The sequence below is a fragment of the Brevibacillus sp. RS1.1 genome (assembly GCF_013284365.1).
GTDB classification, from domain to species: domain Bacteria; phylum Bacillota; class Bacilli; order Brevibacillales; family Brevibacillaceae; genus Brevibacillus; species Brevibacillus brevis_D.
This window is the reverse complement of record NZ_JABSVA010000013.1, coordinates 48,440-66,603: the sequence shown is the minus strand read 5'-3', so window position 1 is coordinate 66,603 and position 18,164 is coordinate 48,440. Positions and strand designations below refer to the sequence as shown.

General features: G+C 47.5%; 18 protein-coding genes and 1 pseudogene. 7 read left to right on the top strand and 12 right to left on the bottom strand.

Features of this window, described 5'->3' with window-relative positions:
- Positions 1-12: 12 nt before the first annotated feature.
- The 3 genes and pseudogenes from HP570_RS26370 to HP570_RS26360 all read right to left on the bottom strand — a co-directional run bounded on the left by HP570_RS26370 (position 13) and on the right by HP570_RS26360 (position 1,920).
- Positions 13-1,119 (bottom strand): threonine aldolase family protein, encoded by a 1,107-nt coding sequence (locus HP570_RS26370; RefSeq protein ID WP_173627670.1) that lies wholly within the window; start codon positions 1,117-1,119, stop codon positions 13-15.
- Positions 1,120-1,138: 19 nt separating this feature from the next.
- Positions 1,139-1,285, bottom strand: a pseudogene (locus HP570_RS26365) (serine hydrolase); the annotation flags it as partial.
- 65 nt (positions 1,286-1,350) lie between these two features.
- Positions 1,351-1,920 (bottom strand): bifunctional transcriptional activator/DNA repair enzyme AdaA, encoded by a 570-nt coding sequence (locus HP570_RS26360; protein WP_173627669.1) that lies wholly within the window; start codon positions 1,918-1,920, stop codon positions 1,351-1,353.
- A 170-nt stretch (positions 1,921-2,090) separates the two neighbouring features.
- Between HP570_RS26360 and HP570_RS26355 the strand changes: the two genes are divergently transcribed.
- The 3 genes from HP570_RS26355 to HP570_RS26345 all read left to right on the top strand — a co-directional run bounded on the left by HP570_RS26355 (position 2,091) and on the right by HP570_RS26345 (position 4,543).
- Positions 2,091-3,023 carry a DNA-3-methyladenine glycosylase 2 gene (locus HP570_RS26355; protein ID WP_173606685.1) on the top strand — a complete coding sequence of 311 codons (933 nt, stop codon included), beginning with the start codon at positions 2,091-2,093 and terminating at the stop codon, positions 3,021-3,023.
- A 19-nt stretch (positions 3,024-3,042) separates the two neighbouring features.
- A complete protein-coding gene (locus tag HP570_RS26350; RefSeq protein WP_173627668.1) occupies positions 3,043-4,161 on the top strand; it encodes a deoxyribonuclease IV in 1,119 nt (372 codons plus the stop codon).
- A gap of 82 nt (positions 4,162-4,243) precedes the next feature.
- Positions 4,244-4,543, top strand: a complete 300-nt coding sequence (locus HP570_RS26345; RefSeq protein ID WP_173627667.1) for an Ada metal-binding domain-containing protein — start codon at positions 4,244-4,246, stop codon at positions 4,541-4,543.
- Positions 4,544-4,545: 2 nt separating this feature from the next.
- On the opposite strand, the gene HP570_RS26340 is transcribed toward HP570_RS26345, so the two are convergent.
- From HP570_RS26340 to HP570_RS26330, 3 genes are all read right to left on the bottom strand, one after another.
- Complete coding sequence (locus HP570_RS26340) at positions 4,546-4,935, bottom strand: hypothetical protein (RefSeq protein ID WP_254495480.1); 390 nt, start codon at positions 4,933-4,935, stop codon at positions 4,546-4,548.
- 10 nt (positions 4,936-4,945) lie between these two features.
- A complete protein-coding gene (locus HP570_RS26335) occupies positions 4,946-5,725 on the bottom strand; it encodes a cyclase family protein (protein ID WP_173627665.1) in 780 nt (259 codons plus the stop codon).
- Between the two features lie 135 nt (positions 5,726-5,860).
- Positions 5,861-6,664, bottom strand: coding sequence for a MerR family transcriptional regulator (locus HP570_RS26330; RefSeq protein ID WP_173627664.1), 804 nt, complete (start codon positions 6,662-6,664; stop codon positions 5,861-5,863).
- A gap of 93 nt (positions 6,665-6,757) precedes the next feature.
- On the opposite strand from HP570_RS26330, the gene HP570_RS26325 reads away from it, so the two are divergent.
- The gene (locus HP570_RS26325) at positions 6,758-7,768 is read left to right on the top strand and encodes an alpha/beta fold hydrolase (protein WP_173627663.1); all 1,011 of its coding nucleotides are present in this window, start codon (positions 6,758-6,760) and stop codon (positions 7,766-7,768) included.
- 43 nt (positions 7,769-7,811) lie between these two features.
- Here HP570_RS26325 and HP570_RS26320 read toward each other — a convergent pair whose 3' ends face one another.
- A complete protein-coding gene (locus HP570_RS26320) occupies positions 7,812-9,413 on the bottom strand; it encodes a hypothetical protein (RefSeq protein WP_173627662.1) in 1,602 nt (533 codons plus the stop codon).
- Positions 9,414-9,533: 120 nt separating this feature from the next.
- On the opposite strand from HP570_RS26320, the gene HP570_RS26315 reads away from it, so the two are divergent.
- Complete coding sequence (locus tag HP570_RS26315; protein WP_012684062.1) at positions 9,534-10,085, top strand: dihydrofolate reductase family protein; 552 nt, start codon at positions 9,534-9,536, stop codon at positions 10,083-10,085.
- A gap of 99 nt (positions 10,086-10,184) precedes the next feature.
- Here the strand turns inward: HP570_RS26315 and HP570_RS29890 are convergent, their stop codons facing one another.
- The 3 genes from HP570_RS29890 to HP570_RS26300 form a co-directional block, all read right to left on the bottom strand.
- Positions 10,185-11,840, bottom strand: coding sequence for a hypothetical protein (locus tag HP570_RS29890; protein WP_217364834.1), 1,656 nt, complete (start codon positions 11,838-11,840; stop codon positions 10,185-10,187).
- A 248-nt stretch (positions 11,841-12,088) separates the two neighbouring features.
- The gene (locus HP570_RS26305) at positions 12,089-13,408 is read right to left on the bottom strand and encodes a hemolysin family protein (RefSeq protein ID WP_173627661.1); all 1,320 of its coding nucleotides are present in this window, start codon (positions 13,406-13,408) and stop codon (positions 12,089-12,091) included.
- Between the two features lie 168 nt (positions 13,409-13,576).
- The gene (locus HP570_RS26300) at positions 13,577-14,338 is read right to left on the bottom strand and encodes an exodeoxyribonuclease III (RefSeq protein ID WP_173627691.1); all 762 of its coding nucleotides are present in this window, start codon (positions 14,336-14,338) and stop codon (positions 13,577-13,579) included.
- A 225-nt stretch (positions 14,339-14,563) separates the two neighbouring features.
- On the opposite strand from HP570_RS26300, the gene mphJ reads away from it, so the two are divergent.
- Positions 14,564-15,490 (top strand): macrolide 2'-phosphotransferase MphJ, encoded by a 927-nt coding sequence (gene mphJ, locus HP570_RS26295; RefSeq protein ID WP_173627660.1) that lies wholly within the window; start codon positions 14,564-14,566, stop codon positions 15,488-15,490.
- A 142-nt stretch (positions 15,491-15,632) separates the two neighbouring features.
- On the top strand, positions 15,633-15,950 hold the full coding sequence (locus HP570_RS26290) for a hypothetical protein (RefSeq protein ID WP_173627659.1): 318 nt from the start codon (positions 15,633-15,635) through the stop codon (positions 15,948-15,950).
- A gap of 89 nt (positions 15,951-16,039) precedes the next feature.
- On the opposite strand, the gene HP570_RS26285 is transcribed toward HP570_RS26290, so the two are convergent.
- Both HP570_RS26285 and HP570_RS26280 read right to left on the bottom strand, forming a co-directional pair.
- The gene (locus HP570_RS26285; RefSeq protein ID WP_016742711.1) at positions 16,040-16,564 is read right to left on the bottom strand and encodes a DUF420 domain-containing protein; all 525 of its coding nucleotides are present in this window, start codon (positions 16,562-16,564) and stop codon (positions 16,040-16,042) included.
- Between the two features lie 189 nt (positions 16,565-16,753).
- Positions 16,754-18,133, bottom strand: coding sequence for an amino acid permease (locus tag HP570_RS26280; protein WP_173627658.1), 1,380 nt, complete (start codon positions 18,131-18,133; stop codon positions 16,754-16,756).
- Positions 18,134-18,164 lie beyond the last annotated feature (31 nt).

The following is an 18,164-nucleotide window of genomic DNA, read 5'->3' as shown; positions in this document are numbered from 1 at the left end:
AAATTGATTCATTTACACGGCTTTTGATTTCTGCTCCCCTATTTTCTGATGCAGCTTTTCGAACGCCAATGCCAGCTCTTCCTTCGGGATCATCGCATACCGATCGCCAATACTTACCTCATAGGAGCTAGAAGATTCGTCATCTTGTCTGACATAATGCGTGAAGCCAATTTCTGTCTCTTCACTAAGTGAGACCATGATACGCTCGAGCTCTTCCTTCGGCAAATCTGCGTGAACATGAAACATGTTGGACACAGGCACGGTCGGTCTCGTGGATATCCCCTGGCATTGATTGTAGAGTGCCGCCAGCTCTTTTGCATGCTCGTAATATTGACTGAATTTATGTTTTCTCTGTTCAAAATGGTATTCTGCCGTGACAATATACGGGTACAAACTAATCAGGTCCCCGCCATGGCGTCTTTTCCATACCTTCGATTGCTTCGTGAAGTCTTCATCGCCAGCCAGGATCGCCCCGGCTATTCCGCCTATCCCTTTGTAAAAGGAAACGTACACGCTATCGAACAATGCACATACCTCATCGGCTGTCTTCTGGTAATACGGCAGAATTTCCAAAAGCCGGGCACCATCCAGATGCAGCCGAATTCCTTTTTCCCGACAATAACGGGAGATCGCCTCCAACTCCTCATACGCGGGCAGCTGTCCGCCAATCTCACGCTGTGGCAATTCCAGCAACAGGCACGCGATATCGTCGTCCATGCCGAGAACATCGTCCAGTTCAATCACGCTGTTTTTATCCGCCAGCAAGACAGCCTCGATTTGATGTAGCTCCTTGAGCCCATTCTCCTCGTGGATCTCCAAGTGGCAGAGCGGATGATAGGCGACCTTTTTGATTCCCTTCTCATCGCACCAGATACGTAACGCGATTTGTTGGGCCATCGTACCGCTCGGAAAGAACACGGCAGACTCTTTGCCCAAATATTCGGCCATCTTGTGCTGAAAATTCTCGATGAGTTCGCCTGTTCCGTACATATCGCCCTCCACATTCCCATCCACCCCGGACAGGACCTGCTGCAATTGATGGAGGTCTCTCTTGCTGTGCCCGGCGATTTGATAAGTGGTCTTTTTAAATACTTCTCGCAAGGTTTTCGTATCGTTCATCTTGGCAGGGCTCCTTTTTCTAATCTTCAATCGCTTGATAGGCAGTGGTCCAGAAATCAAGGAAAGCACCAGGTGGTTGTGGTGAATCCATCAGACGCTGCGTCAGGAGAATGCCAATCATTTCTTCCTGCGGATCTGTGTAAGCTGACGTTCCCAAACCACCGTCAAGTGGTCGTTATTCTCAGATGCTGATGCTTCTTACTTCTAAAGATATCACATTTCACAAGCAGCTTATGTCGTTTGTTGTTTGGCGTTCAGTTGGCGATATTCACTCGGGGTCTTACCCGTCATTTTTTTAAACAATGTGATAAAATACGGCGTATTCGGCATTCCTACCAATTGCGCAACATCTGCGATCTGGTTGTTCGAATGAGCCAGCAGCTCTCGCGCCCTTTCTATCCGCTTTTTCTGGATGTACTCCACGGGCGTCATATCCATGAGTCGTTTAAACGTTCGCTGCAAATGAAACGGACTGCCATGGCACATATCAGCCAAATGCTCCAACGTCAGCTTTTCGTTATAATGAGAATCAATATACTGTGTAATTTGTGCCACCCACTCACGATCTGGCAACCTCTCTCCCGTGGGCTTGCAACGTTTACATGGTCGAAATTCTTCCCGCAGGGCTTGGCTTGCATTTTGGAAAACCCGCACGTTCTCCCTCTTCGGTGGCTTCGACTTGCATGACGGTCTACAAAAGATCTTCGTCGTTTTTACCGCATAAAAAAATTGATCATCGTAAGACACATCGTTATGAATAATAGCCTGCCATCGCTCATCGGTTACCCGTTCCTCCAACACATGTCATCTCCTTTGCCGTAGCTGTCATCGAATCGCTTGCTCTTACCGACAGTATACCCCCACACTACATGATCCGTACTGCTAGAAAGATTAAAATAGCAAGATAACGAAATGACAGCCCCGCTTATCTTGGTATAAAACTAGGAGGAAGTCAGACAGGAGGTTTTCGCATGACAAGCGGTCTATCACACTCGGCTTGGGTCGATAATAGAGATGAAATCATTTTGTCCGTACCTACGGAATTCAGTTTTTCGCAAAATCTTCACTACTTGTCCAGAGCATCCAACGAATGCATGTTTCACATTCAAAATGGGCGCCTCTACAAAGCTATCCCGATGGAACAAGATCCACAAGTGGTCGAAATTCACGCAGAGAATGATCAAGGATTGACTGTGCGTTTTCTCAGCCCTTCACTCCCCAATGAAAAAGTACGAACAGAAGTAGCACGTTATGTGCGAGACTGGTTCGATCTGGATAGGGATCTCGTTCCGTTTTATGAGCTTGCCGCAGGGGATGCTCTTCTACAGCAGGCCGTTGAAAAGTTTTATGGGCTGCGGACCATGGGCATTCCCGACCTGTTTGAAGCGCTCAGTTGGGGAATTATTGGACAACAAATTAACCTGACCTATGCGTACACGCTTAAACGACGGTTGGTAGAGGCATTCGGAAGACGGGTAGAATTCGAAGGAGAGACGTATTGGCTTTTTCCCACAGCAGAAAAAATCGCCGGATTATCCGTCACTGATCTGGATGGATTGCGCATGACGACCAAGAAATGCGAGTATTTAATTGACGTCGCACAACTCATCGTTGAAGGGAAACTATCGAAAGAGCTATTATGGGACGGAGGAGATTATCAAACCGCGGAGAAACGATTGACCAGTATCCGCGGGATTGGACCGTGGACGGCCAATTATGTGCTCATGCGCTGTCTGCGAATGCCCTCTGCTTTTCCCATTGATGATGTCGGCCTGCACAATGCGATCAAATTTTTACTAGGCAAAGAAAAAAAGCCGACAAAAGCAGAAATACGAGAGCTGTCCAAGACTTGGACGAATTGGGAGTCGTACGCTACTTTTTATTTATGGCGTTTTCTTTATTAAACTAAGGAGGTTCTATCCTATGCTAAAAATAGGTTCGCACGTATCATTCTCCGGTAAAGGACTGCTAAATGCCGCCCAAGAAGCAGCCACCTACGGCTCGAGTACCTTTATGATCTATACGGGTGCACCGCAAAACACCCGCCGCAAGCCGATCGAGGATCAGTACATTTCGGAAGGCAAAGAGGTAATGGCGAAGCAGGGCGTGGATGAAATTGTAGTACATGCCCCCTACATTATTAACCTGGGCTCTTACAAGGACGATACCTATGAGCTCGCTGTGCGCTTTCTGCAAGAAGAGATTCGCCGGACCGACTACATTGGTGTCAAAAATATCGTGCTGCACCCTGGTGCTTACACCGACAAAGATGCGGAGTACGGCATCGCCCGGATCGCGGAAGGCTTGAATGAGGTTTTGACAGGCATTAAAGACACCGACGTAAAAATCGCGTTGGAGACTATGGCGGGCAAAGGGACGGAAATCGGTCGCAGCTTTGAGGAAATCGCGGCCATCATCGAGAAAGTAGAAGACAATAGCAGGCTGACCGTCTGCATGGATACTTGCCACATTCACGACGCTGGCTACGATATCGTCAACGACTTCGATGGCGTCCTGGAACAGTTTGACCGGACAATCGGCTTGGACCGTCTCGCCGTTGTTCACTTGAATGACAGCAAAAACTTCCGCGGGGCAGGCAAAGACCGCCATGCGCCAATCGGTGCGGGACTCATTGGCTTTGATGCGATGAATTACATCGTGAACCACGAGAAAATCCGCCACCTGCCGCTTGTACTGGAGACACCTTGGATCAGCAAGGAAAAAGGCAACGAGCGTCCGATGTACGAAGCAGAAATCGCCCTCCTGCGCGGGGAAGTGGACAAGCGCTTCGGCAACGAATTCATGGATCATGTGGAGCGTCTCGATTTCTTTTTCCGCAAACAAGATGTCACCAGACGCGAGTATGTAGTTGGGATTTGGGAGCTGCTCAAAAACGACGCGAAGGCAAAGAAAGCCGATGGTCGTGAGCCGATGGAGCGTCTGTACGATATGGTGAAGGAAGCGAGACTGTTCCCAGAGCTCACCGAAGAACAGATCAACCACCGTTTGACTGCCTACTTCGCGATTCCGAAATACTCGTAAGGTAAGAACACTACTTGTAGGCTGACTGTGGCTTCCTCCTTTTGGAGTGAAAACGACACATTACCAATAGAGGGGGAGCCATATGCCTACACCGAAAAAGCCAGCACCTCAAGATGCTGACTCTGCCAAAACATACACCCTGCTCGGAGCTGATCGTTCCTTTTATCAAAGTGATACTCCGGGTACATTGGGGGGCTATCGACCACGCAAAATATACGGCCGACTGGATTGCCCCTCTGCCATCAGAGCTATTACGCGAGGCGGTTATGTCCGTCATCGCGTATTTTTTGCGGATGAAGCTACTGCTATTGCTGCGGGGTATCGGCCTTGCGCTGTTTGTTTACGGGAGAAATATTTGTTGTGGAAAGCCCTTCCCCTTTAAGGTTATAGAACACCTGCGGGGATTCGAAAGAGTACATAGTTGCCCGTCCACATTTGTGAGGTAATGATCAGCTTCTCTTTCCCCCGTTCAAAAAAGTATCCGGCCCCATCTTGTTGGATAAAGGTCCAGCCTTTTTCTGTCACCGCTCGTTTCATCGCTTCCGCCGCTGTAGCTTGATTTGCTTGCGGCCCATACCCATACCAATCGACGTTTTCCTCCGTTGTCAATTTGACGATGGTTCCCGTGTTTTCGCCCAACAGCTCCGTCACTTCTCTTTTGGACTTGGAATCGAATGGTAATGCAGGATACCAGATCAGAGAAACATATGCGATCATGATGAAACAAAAGCCCAAGAAGAATAGGAGGAACAGAACTTTCGCACGCTTGTTCATGCCCATGCAACTACTCCTCTTCTTCAAAAATAGCAACAGGACGCGCCCATCCCGCGCTCGCACCTTTCACTTTTACAGGAAACACAGATACGGTAAATCCGTAGGGCCTCGGCAATTGCTCCAAATTCGCCAGCTTTTCAATTTGGCAATACTCCTTCTCTTTTCCCACATAGTGAGCCGCCCATAAAACGCCATCGCGCGGATTTTGTTTATAATCAGCGGCTTGAACGGAAAACGGGATATCCCATCCCCACCCATCGGTTCCCATGACCTTGATTCCTTGATCGATCAACCAATGTGTCGCTTCGGCGGATACTCCCGCATGTGATTGAAAATAGTGCGCTTCATAGTATCGTTTATCCGCGTCCGTCCTGATCAGGACAATATCGAACGGTTTCAGTTCGTATTCGATTTGGGCGAGCTTCTGTTTCACATCTTTCACCGTAATTTCATAGCCAGGCGGCTTTTCACTAAAGTCAAGCAGGACACCATCTCCGTAGAACCACTCCAACGGCAACTGATCAATCGTTTTCGCTGGCTCTCCCTCTGAAGTAGGCCAGTAATGCCAAGGAGCATCTACATGTGTCCCTGTATGTGTCGTGAATGTCACCGTTTCACTTGCCCAAGCCTTCTGTTCGGGAAAATCCGTTGGTTGCAATCCGAAATACTGCGCGGCTTGGACAGCCCCTTCTTCATGACTATTGTATTGAATCTCAGGTGGGAACGGTTCTTTTGCCAGACGATCAAGAGGCACACTCAGATCAATGAACCGACGTGCTTTTCTATTCATAGCAGGATTCCCCTCTTTCCACTTCGAATTTTCTGTATTTTCGATCAACCTTACTGTACTACCTGCCTTCCACCAGCGTCAAATGAACATAGCAAAAGGCCAGTACCTCCTCGTCTATACAGGTACTGGCCTTCTTCATGGGGATTCAATGGGGATTTGTACTTCTACATACGTATCGCCCCCATGTGGGGATTGCAGATAGTTTTCTCTGCCTGGCTGATCTTTTTTGATCCGGTATTGATTGCGCTCTATCCATTTTGCCAAGTCAATACAGGCCGTAGAAGGAACGAATGGCTCTACGCGTTGGACCAGGGTGGCCATCATCCGCTCCTCTGGCAGCATACGTATTTCCAGCTTGTCGGATGGCAAGGCAATGTCCTGTTTGAGTACATAGCCGATCTCTAATTCGAATGCCGTCTCGTCTCTCTCCGACTCCTTCCACAAAACGATGGAGGAAAGCATCCCTCTCTGCTGCTTGCCTGCATAATGAACCAGCCGATCAAAAAGCATCGGAATCTCTTCCACCGTACCTTCTGAACGGAATGAAACAACTTTTTGGGCTTCGACTTGTTTAAAGACAACCTCTTGTTCTATGTACCCCTTTTGCTCGATCGACAGCAGACGCTCCTTGATTCGATTCAATCGTGCTTGCTCCTCCTCAAGTAGCCGTTCCATCTCCCTTTCTTTTTGCCTGAATATGCCTTGTAGTTGGTCTATGGACATTTCTTCATGCAGCAATTGCTGAATTTGTTGCAACGTAAATCCCAAGTCCTTGTACATGAGGATTCGATTGAGCGTAACCAATTGCTCTGCTGCATAAAACCGATAGCCAGTCTCTTTGTCGATATCCGCTGGCTTTAAAATGCCAATTTGGTCATAGAAACGAAGCGTTTTTAGGGACACTCTGCTCAATCGGGAGAATTCACTGATCTTAAACATGGAAAAACCCCACTCTATCGTCCCCTTGACTTTCCCCTGTACGGGAACGTTTATAGTTAAAAACAATCATGCTTAGAAAAGGAGCAATGCGAAATGGATTACGACATTTTTCACTTGGGAGATGTTCGCTTGCAGTCAGGAGTGACACTACCGCATGCATTTATTGCTTACAAAACCTACGGCACGCTCAACGCAGCCAAGGATAACGTCATTATATTTCCTACATCGTTTGGAGACCAGCATTACCAAAACGAATGGCTTATCGGGGAAGATAAGGCTTTGAACCCGAATCAATATTTTATCATCATTCCCAACATGCTCGGCAACGGGCTATCGTCCTCCCCGAGCAACACGGCAAGCCCGTATGATCAGGCCCATTTTCCACACGTTACGATCTACGATAATGTCGCACTTCAGCATCGACTCATTACGGAGAGATTTGGCATCAAAAAAATTGCGCTGGCAACCGGCTGGTCGATGGGGGCCATCCAGGCTTTTCATTGGGCGGCGAGCTACCCAGATATGGTCGAAAGATTGGCTCCTTTTGCCGGAACCGCAAAAACATGGCCGCATAACATCGTCTTGATCGAAGGCATCCGAGCAGCATTGCAAGCCGATGTAGCTTGGAATAACGGGCAGTATACAGCATCTCCCGAGGTGGGCTTACGTACCTTGGGGCGCGTTTATGCGAGTTGGGGGTTTTCACAGCCATTTTACCGCGAGGAATGCTATAAAGCTTTGGGCTATGAGACACTTTCCGAATTTATCTCGAGATTTTGGGAGGAGAGCTTTGTTCCTTCGGATGCAAATGACTTGCTGGCGATGATGTGGACGTGGCAGCATGCCGACATTAGCCAAAATGATAGGTACAAGGGAGACTTTGAGACAGCGTTACGAAGCATCCAGGCACGAACGGTTGTGATGCCCGTACGGACTGATTTGTATTTCACGCCAGAAGACAGTGAATATGAGACGAAACACATCCCTAACGCTACCTTTAAGCCGGTTGAATCAATCTGGGGACACTTGGCTGGGTTTGGACTTAATCCAGTCGATACTGCTTTTATTGATAACACGTTAAAAGAACTGTTGGGAACGAACTGAAAATACGAAGTAGAGGGACACCTATAATGGTGCCCCTTCCTTATCATTTTGCCAGGAGTGACTCGACGGATTCAGCTATATCTTCCGGCAGAAACTTTCGAACAGCTTCAAGAGTATGGCTAATCTTTTCACACTGTTCATCCTTTAACCGCAGGTAGAACCTTCTATTATATCCATTCAGCCAATACTCGACATGCAGGATTGCATCATCGCGTATTTCTTTTTCCTGCACAGCACATGCCCGTAATAATAATGAAATACTGTCCGCCTTGTTCATCTTCGAAAATAAGAAGAGAATGTTTTTCTTCACATGAAGGCCCACATCTTTTTCAAGCATCTCCCAGAGCATGTCCGTATGACGAAGCTCTACTCGATCCGCTAGTATTTGTCTTGCTTCACGGGATGCGCTTCGTTTATTGGTTTGTAGCGCGCGGATAAAAACTTCAATGTGATCATCCGGATTCAGCATAGCGAGTGCCTTCACGGCTGCTCTTTGTATTCGTTCATTTTCATGGGGCAAAAACGGGAGAATTGATTGATCATCTGCTTTCACACCCGTTTCTCCTACTCCCACAATCGCTATTGGTATAACCTGCTCCTCGGCATCTATCAATTTCCCCCGATAGAAGGCAACGAGATCGATCTTCTTGTCCCTCAAATAAAATCGGGCCATTTCGCGGATGGATTTATGTCCATCAAGCAGAGCAGCAAGCAACGCATCCGTCGCTTCTTCAGGAAAGCGATCCACATAAGCTTGTAGGGCTAGTTGGCGAATCGAAGGAAAAACGTCATGCCGGATTCGATCGAGCCATTTTCGCAGACGCTCATTGTCGTCTTGCTTGCACATATGCCTAACCGTCTGGAGCCTGATCATGGCATCCTTCTGAATCAAAGCCGCTGCAATGACCTCATCTGGATCGACATCATGTAGGTTGAGTGCCAAATCAAAGCAAAATCGCCGAACAACCGGGTCCCTTGAGCGAAAACCACTGCGTAACACGTCCCGGTTATCTGGATGACGAAACATTGCGTCGATCTCCTCTAGGAAATCGGAGAACTTTTCACGGCTATAGTAGGCGGACAAATGCTTCAACAAAAAGATCGATTCGAGAAAGTGTTTCACATAATTGGGACGGAATCTCACCTTGCACGCCTTAAACGCCAGATAACGAATTTTGGGCTGCCAATCATTCAAGCGGATTAACAAAAAGGGAATCTCCGCACCCGTAACCTGTTTTAACAACACTTCAATGGCTGCTTCCCTTACATATCCATTTCGATGAAAGCTGCAAATTCCGATGAAGCTAAAGTCTGCCTCATCGTTTATCGAAAAGTTCCGGATATCCTCCGGCAACAATTCATACCACGCTGCCAACTGATTTCCATTTGAATAGGGGGTCAATCTCCGTATGTATTGATCCAAGCCAATGAAATCTTGTTTACGCAGGCGCGAGGTTATTTGATGGACAGCCGCAAGCGCTGCTTTTCGTACTTCTTCTCCTTTTTCCAAGGCAAATGGTAATAGAAAGGTCAGAGTGATCATGCTGCCCATCTTGCCCAAGGAGTGGAGAATTTCTCCTTTTCTTTCGTCCGATCTATACAATTCCTCAAGAAGCCCTTGTTCTTTCGGCGTCAATTGCTTCATGTCGCTCCTCCTCTTTATCTAATGAATCAGACTGTATCAAATAAGTGCTCAAATAAAATGTGTGCAAGCCCTAAATCGTTTCACATAAAATGAAGTGGAGAAAAAAGGAGGGATTTCCAAATGGCCTCATTAATTTATCATGTTGCCGTATCGTTAGACAATTTCATTGCCGATCAAGCCATGATGGACGGAAATATCGACAGCACACTCTTTTTATTTGAGGGAGAACATGTACCCGACTTTTTATCTGAAATTCAGGAATATGACGCTGTGCTGATGGGCGCCAAGACCTACGAGTTTGGGTTCAAATTTGGTGCCAAGCCAGGCGAACCAGGCTATAAGGGAATCAAGCATTATATTTTCTCAAACTCCATGCAGTTTGAATCCAATGCAGAAGTCGAGCTGGTCAAAGGCGATGCCATCGAATTTATCAAGAATCTCAAACAGCAAGAAAACGGCAAGCTATGGCTATGTGGGGGCGGTGAATTGGCAGGAGCGTTACTGGCACATCAACTGATTGATCAATTAGTGCTGAAAGTGAATCCGGTGATGGTCGGTGAAGGTGTCCCGCTATTTGGAAGTGCGAAGCCACGTCTCAAACTCGAGTTAGTGGACATGAAACAGTACGCGAACGGCGTTACGAAGCCTACTTACAACATTGTTTATCTATAATTTCGCAAAATGAATAAGAGAAACGGGACCGCATCAATCGGCCCCGTTTCTTTTTTGAAATTAACAAGCTAATATTCTTCGGTACCTCCGTTATCAGTGCTATGTGGTAGCTAGCAAAGCTCCCGTTAAAGTGATAGCACCGATAGCATTGGCAGTCCCGTCATTCGTTAGTGCGACTAATGAATACGTGACGTTCCCCGTTCCAGGCGTTAAATCAACGTGGTTTATACTCGTTGCTTCAAATGTGTTATTTCCAGCTGAATGATGATTAATGCTAAAGATTATAGTAGTTCCACGTAAAATTTGCAGTTGGACGCTCGTAGTCCCCGCGGTAGATTCCCAGCCGACGACCCCCGTTAACCAAACCGTGTTGCCAGCTGCTACTCCTGTCATTGTGATCGTTTTAAGCGTTGTTGCAACAGTAGTCAACGGGATGGCCGAACTTCCTACAGTATTTGGAGTGTTCTGGGATACATGGAATTGTTGGAGAGAACCTGTTGCGCCGGTGGCTCCGGTTGCTCCAGTAGCCCCCGTTGGGCCGGTAGCTCCTGCTGTTCCTGCTGTTCCGGTAGCTCCCGTTGGACCGGTAGCTCCTGCTGTTCCTGCTGTTCCGGTAGCTCCCGTTGCGCCCGTGGCTCCTGCTGTACCTGCTGTTCCGGTAGCCCCCGTTGGACCCGTGGCTCCTGCTGTTCCGGTAGCTCCCGTTGGACCCGTGGCTCCTGCTGTTCCGGTAGCTCCCGTTGGGCCGGTGGCTCCTGCTGTCCCTGCTGTTCCGGTAGCCCCCGTTGCGCCTGTGGCTCCTGTTGTCCCTGCTGTTCCGGTAGCTCCCGTTGCGCCTGTGGCTCCTGTTGCCCCTGCTGTTCCCGTAGCTCCTGTAACCCCAGCTATCCCCGTTTCACCTGTTTGACCCGTGGCTCCTGTAGCTCCAGTTACTCCCGTAGCTCCTGCTTGACCCGTAACTCCTGAAGCCCCAGCTATCCCCGCTTCGCCTGTTTGACCCGTGGCTCCTGTAACTCCAGTTACACCCGCTTCGCCTGTTTGACCCGTGGCTCCTGTAACTCCAGTTACACCCGTTTCACCTGTTTGACCCGTAGCTCCTGTAACTCCAGTTACACCCGTTTCGCCTGTTTGACCCGTGGCTCCTGTAACTCCAGTTACACCCGCTTCGCCTGTTTGGCCTGTGGCTCCTGTAACCCCAGCTACCCCCGTTTGGCCTGTGGCTCCTGTAGCTCCAGCTACCCCTGTTTCACCTGTTTGACCCGTGGCTCCTGTAGCTCCAGCTACCCCCGTTTGACCCGTGGCTCCTGTAGCTCCAGCTACCCCCGTTTCACCTGTTTGGCCTGTGGCTCCTGTAACCCCAGCTATCCCCGTTTCACCTGTTTGACCCGTGGCTCCTGTGGCTCCAGCTACCCCCGTTTCACCTGTTTGACCCGTCGCTCCTGTAGCTCCAGCTATCCCCGTTTCGCCTGTTTGGCCTGTGGCTCCTGTAGATCCAGCTACCCCCGTTTCACCTGTTTGACCCGTCGCTCCTGTAGCCCCAGTGTCTCCGCCAGCTGCTCCAGTTGCCCCTGTCACTCCCGTTGGCCCTGTGGCCCCTGTCACTCCCGTTGGCCCTGTGGCCCCAGTCGCACCAGTCGCACCCGTTGGTCCTGTCGTACCTGTGGCTCCCGTCACTCCTGGAGGATCAGGTGGGTCTAACGTCGGTCCTGGGAAAATTGCCGGACATCCCTGGGGAGGGAATATCAGTGGCAACATCTTCTTATTGAATGCGTTAGCCCGCTTATTGTTAATTTTCGCTCTCTCCTTCCGAAAAATTTTTATCGTAAGGATCATCATCCTTTTTCAGACCATGTCGTTTGCACCTTATCCATTTGTAATCGCCTAGTTTGCGATTTTATAAACTATTCATGTTATGCTCATTCGTTGTATGTCGTATCTCTTACCACTCCAGACAAAAGAAAAAAGATGGAGAATTCCCCTTCATGGAATTCCCCATCTTTTCATTACGTTACATCCTGCAGCTCTCGAGCTGGAACTTCTGCTGCTTTTTGTTTTTCAATTTTCCGTATGCGATGCTTGTCTTTCTTTCTGATTGTAAAGACGAGATCATCGTATTGCCATTGGATACCTTCTTTGAGCGTCGGATTTTGACTGTATAGCCAGCCCCCGATGGTATCGAGTTCTTCTTCATTAATATTCGCGTTAAGCAAGTCGTTAACCTCGGAGAGAAGTACCTTTCCGTCCACGATCACATGGCTATTCTTTTCCACGATTTCGATCTCGGCTTTTTCCTCCGCGTCGAACTCATCACGGATCTCCCCTACAATCTCCTCCAAAATATCTTCGATCGTCACCATTCCGGAGGTACCGCCATACTCGTCAATCAGGATAGCGATATGTGTTCTTTGTTTTTGCATTTTTTTCAAAAGGTCTTTTACAGGAGTCGCCTCTGAAACCATCAAAAACGGTCGGATGAGCTTGGAAAAATCCAAGTTTGGATCATCGGCATAATTTAGAAAGAACTCTTTCGTGTTAATCATCCCGATAATATGATCTTTGTTTTGCGATATAACCGGGAAACGGGTATATTGCTCTTCTTTCATGATTCGCAGGTTTTGCTCAAGGGTATATTCCTTGTGCAAGCAGCTCATATCTGTTCGCGGGACCATAATCTCCCGAGCCAGCATCTCGTCAAAAGCAAAGATATTGCTAACGTATCCATACTCAGACTGATTAATTTTTCCGCTCTCATAGCTTTCCGTCAGAATGATTCGCAGCTCTTCTTCTGAGTGACTTTCTTCGTGCTCCTTGGTCGGTTTCATACCAAATGAACGCACAAGTAGAGCAGCCGAGCCATTCAGCACCCAGATCGCAGGGTACATCAATTTATAGAACCAAATAATGGGTTTCGCACAAAGTAAGCTAACCGCTTCTGCCTTTTGGATCGCCACTGTTTTCGGTGCCAGTTCCCCGACCACCACATGGAGAAACGTAACGAGTGAGTAAGCAATCACAAACGACAGAACTGCAACGACTTGTTCGGGTAAATACGGCGTAAGAAATGGGCTAATGATACTCTCAATCGTCGGTTTCCCCAAAACCCCCAAGCCAATGGCTGTCAACGTGATTCCCAACTGACACGCTGACAAATATCCATCCAGGTTACTAACTACTTTCTGAACAGCAAGAGCATTCTTTCTCCCTTCCATGACCAGTTGGTCTACACGGCTTGGGCGAAGCTTTACAATCGCGAATTCAGTTGCCACAAAAAAAGCAGTAGCAAAAATCAGAAAAGCAATTAGTAACAAATTCATGGTTAGCAATAGCCTATCCCCTCTTCATTAGAAGTCTTAGGTTTTCATTGTACGAAACTCCTCCCTTTCATATCAACGTTCGCTTATATCGAATTTCGTCTTCATTGTTTGATTATAGGCAGTTTTGCTATTTCAGGTCTCTCACCCTCACAATTACTAACTACTGGTATAACATACTCACTTGATGGTCCCCAGCTCCAACACGACCGGACAATGATCGCTTCCCATCACCTGTGAGTCAATTGCCGCCCCGAGCAACGACGGAGCCAATCTCTCAGACGCGAGAAAATAATCAATACGCCACCCGATATTCCGCTCTCTCACTTTCGGCATGAAAGACCACCACGTATAGGCATCTGTTTGATCCGGATAAAAATATCGATAGGTATCCACAAACCCGGCTGCCAGCAAGCTCGTCATCTTCTCACGCTCTTCAGGAGTAAACCCGGAATTACCGCGATTGGACTTCGCATTTTTCAAATCAATCTCTTGATGCGCGACATTCAGATCCCCACAAACCACCACGGGCTTCTTCCCATCCAGCTGCAATAAGTACCTCCGAAACCGATCCTCCCATTCCAGCCGATAATCCAATCTCGACAAATCACGCTTCGCATTCGGGGTGTATACGGTGACCAAGTAGAAATCTTGGAACTCCAACGTAATGACTCGTCCCTCAGGCTCATGATCTTCTTCCAAGCCGTAACGGACGGATAATGGTTCCATTTTTGTAAAAACAGCCGTTCCGGAATAACCCTTTTTCTCTGCGTAGTTCCAATATTGATGATACGCCTCACCGATCTCCATCTCGATTTGACCTTCTTGCAGCTTCGTTTCCTGCAAGCAAAATATATCGGCATTCGCTTCCTTAAAGTACTCGTAAAAACCCTTGTTCACGCATGCGCGAAGTCCATTTACATTCCAAGAAATCAATTTCATCATCGCTAATCTCCTCGTCGCTATTCGTTAGATTCCATGGTACACTATCTTTGTTTTCAATTATAGGAGGTTACGATGATGGACATTGCAATAGGCATCGCATTCATGAGACTTCGTTAAAATCGACAAGCCCCCATGTAGGCTCAACCATTTTGAAAAACGGAATGGTATGGGTTTATTTTTGTTTGATTGATTTTAACTATTCATGAATGAGGTGTTTTTGTTATGTCAAAAAACAATGTAGAGCACATGCTTGCACTCGCGAAAAATAACGGAATCCTAGTAGACCTCACTACCGTGAAAGTAAATGAATCCGGCTTGGATTTTCTTGCGATTTTTGCGAGTACGATAGATGGTGTTCCATGGGTATTGCGCCAACCGCGCCGGGACGATGTTGTGGAGACAGCCCGTTATGAGAAAAGGGTGCTAGATCTCGTTGCAAAACATCTGCGTGTCGAAGTACCGGATTGGCAGGTTCACACCTCTGAATTCATCGCTTATCCGATTCTGGGTGGCACACCGATGGCGACGATCAATATGGAAACCAAAAATTATGACTGGTATTTGAATCCCGAATCCCTACCTGAACTGTGCATCCAAACGTGGGCAGAAGCATTGGTGGAATTACACGGTATTCATCATGATCTCGCTCGAGATGCTGGTATCCGCGTCAAGCAGTCTAGCCAAGCACGAGCAAGCCTTCGAGAAAAGATGAATGAAATCAAACGCGTCTTTGGCGTTTCTGGGGCGCTATGGGATCGATGGCAAAAATGGCTTGCAGATGAAACATTCTGGCCTGCTCACTCTGCACTTGTGCATGGTGACCTCCATCCGGGGCATATCCTGGTTGCTGAAAAAGGCAAGGTAACAGGGCTCCTGGATTGGACGGAGGCAGAAGTCTCTGACCCTGCTATTGATTTCACGGTCGTTTACCTGTTGTTCGGGGATACTGGCTTGGCCCATTTCATCCAACGGTATGAGAAAGCAGGAGGCCGTGTATGGTCACGTATGCATGAGCATATCGTCGAAATGACAGCTGCGTATCCCGTCACTCTTGCCACCTTCGCATTGAAATCAGGGCTGGAAGAGTTCAAGATCATGGCACGACAAGCTCTGGGTGTCGACGAAAACGGCATAGAGATCACTTCCTAGATAAACCAACCACCGTCCCATATTGGAGGCGGTGGTTTTTTATGTAAATAGCTACATGGAGCCATTTCCCACTTGGAAGTAAGGTGTTACAATAAATCGGCTCATTTGGACAATCCTTTACTAAATAGATGGAGTGAATAGGATGAAACGCGGACTTCTTATTGGCATTGGTGCTGTAGTCGTAGTTGCAGGCGTGCTTTCCATTCCTGTTGAGGCAGAACCCCCACCTGATACACGGGTCATATTGGAGCACACGAACAAGAGGTATATTTCACCGCCCTGTTATGAGCAAGCCAACAAGACGAACAATCTAGCCGAAGCCGATATTCGAAAAGCGCAGGAATTAAATTATCAGCCAGAATCGAGCTGCACGGCAAATTCACTTGCCCCCATCAAGCAACCGATTGCTTCCGTACTCGCCGTAAATCTCGGAATCAAACAAAGCCACTGGGATTGGTAGCCCTGCTTGCTATTTAAGAGTGGAACCGTAACAAGGCTTCGACCATAAAAAAAGAGCGTTAGCTTCGGCAGCTAATGCTCTTTTTTTGCTTAATAGTATGGAGAAATCATGAGGTAAACAATGACACCCGTCGCACTGACATACAGCCACATCGGCATCGTCCAGCGGGCGATTTTTTTATGCTTTTCCACCTTCATGTTGAGTCCACGTGCAGTCGTAATCAGCGCAAATGGAACGATGATTGCCGACAACAGAATATGTGTAATCAAGATGAAGTAATAAATCGGACGCAGAATTCCCTCTCCCCCATAGGAAGTGCTAGGTGCCATTCCGTGGTAGATCACATACGAAACCAAGAAGAGAGCTGTTGTAGAGAAGGCTGCAAAAATATATCCCCGGTGCATCTTTATGTTTTTGAACTTCACGATGGAAACAAGCGCGGCAATCAAAAATATAAAGGTAAAACTGTTCATGACCGCATTAAAAAACGGCAGAAACGTCAGGTCGAGATGGCTGAAATCATTGTTTTTCGGCATGAAGTACAAGATGGCGACAAGCGTGTTAATCGCTATGGTGAGAATAACGATAATCGGTGTATAGTTGCGTTGTTTCATTCTTATGCTCCTTTTTTCTCAGATCATGAATGAGTATCCCGCTTTAGTCTACCCATTGACGAGCCCGGACATTGGCTTCCGCAAACGGTTAACCAGTCCAGTCATCCTAATGATAAACGAAGTAGGTATGCCGTACAAAGGCGATTTGATGAACAAAAAAGAGGACCAACAAATGTTGGCCCCCTTTCGTTATTTCTTGTTTGATTGCTCGTCCAGCGGTACTGCCTTGTTTATTCCGAGTGTAAAGAAGCTAATGACCACAATCGCCAAGAAGACAATTCCGGCAATCAGGGAGACGCGTGTCTCATCATTGATCCACATCCCGATGAGTACCATGATGAGAAAAGCAATGGTCAAATAGTTGGACACTGGGGCAAAAGGCATTTTGAATGGATGGTTGTCCATTTCAGCACCCTTTGCTTTTCGGAATCTGATTTGACTGATCAAAATGACAAACCACGGAACCATACCAGGTAGCACACTCGCACTGTACACATACACGAAGAGATTTTCTGGGGCGATATAGCTTAAGATAACCCCAATACCGAGGCCGATCAGAACACCAATCGTACCTAACAGCGGCACACCATTCGAAGATAGTTTGGTAAAAACTTTCGGCGCTTGGCCATTTACACCTAAGGTATACAGCATACGCCCTGCACTATAAATCCCGCTATTACAGCCAGACATGGCAGCAGTGATCACAACAAAGTTAATGATACCTGCCGCTGCGGTAATACCGATTTTCGCAAAGGTAGCAACGAACGGACTACCGATTGCCTGCAATTGATCCCAAGGGTAAACGGTTACAATAACAAAAATCGCACCAATATAGAAAATCAAAATGCGCCAAATGATATTTTGAATCGCACTTCTTAATGTTTTTTTCGGGTCTTTTGCTTCCCCTGCTGTAATCCCGATGAGCTCGACACCTTGATACGCCCCAATCACCAAGGAAAGGGCAAAGAAAAAGCCTGTCCAACCGCCCGTAAAGAATCCGCCATTTTCCCACAGATTCGATAAGCCAATTGCGTTTCCACCATTTCCAATACCAAAGAAAATCAAACCAATCCCTGCAAAAATCATCAAAACGATCGTTACAATCTTGATCATGGCGAACCAAAACTCAAATTCACCAAATGACTTCACAGAAACTAGGTTCGCTACACCGAGTATCACCATGGCAATAATACCAGGTACCCAAGCCGGCAAATCTGGGAACCAGTACTTCATATACGTCCCGACAGCAATGATCTCTGCCATCCCGACAACGACCCACTGGAACCAGTTACTCCAAGCCGTTATATAACCTGCTATCGGATGAATATACTTATGCCCAAAGGTTGCGAATGAACCAGTACTTGGTTCCAAATACAGCATTTCACCCATTGCACGCATGATGAAAAAAATAAAAATTCCTACAATTGCATAAGCTAGCATGACGGATGGTCCTGTCCATTTGATCGTGCTGGCAGACCCCATAAATAGCCCAACACCAATCGTACCGCCCAAAGCAATCATCTGAATATGACGGGCTTCCAAGCCTCTCTTCAGTTCCTTGTTTCCCACGTAAGCTTCCTCTTCCTCTCTGCTGTTGGCG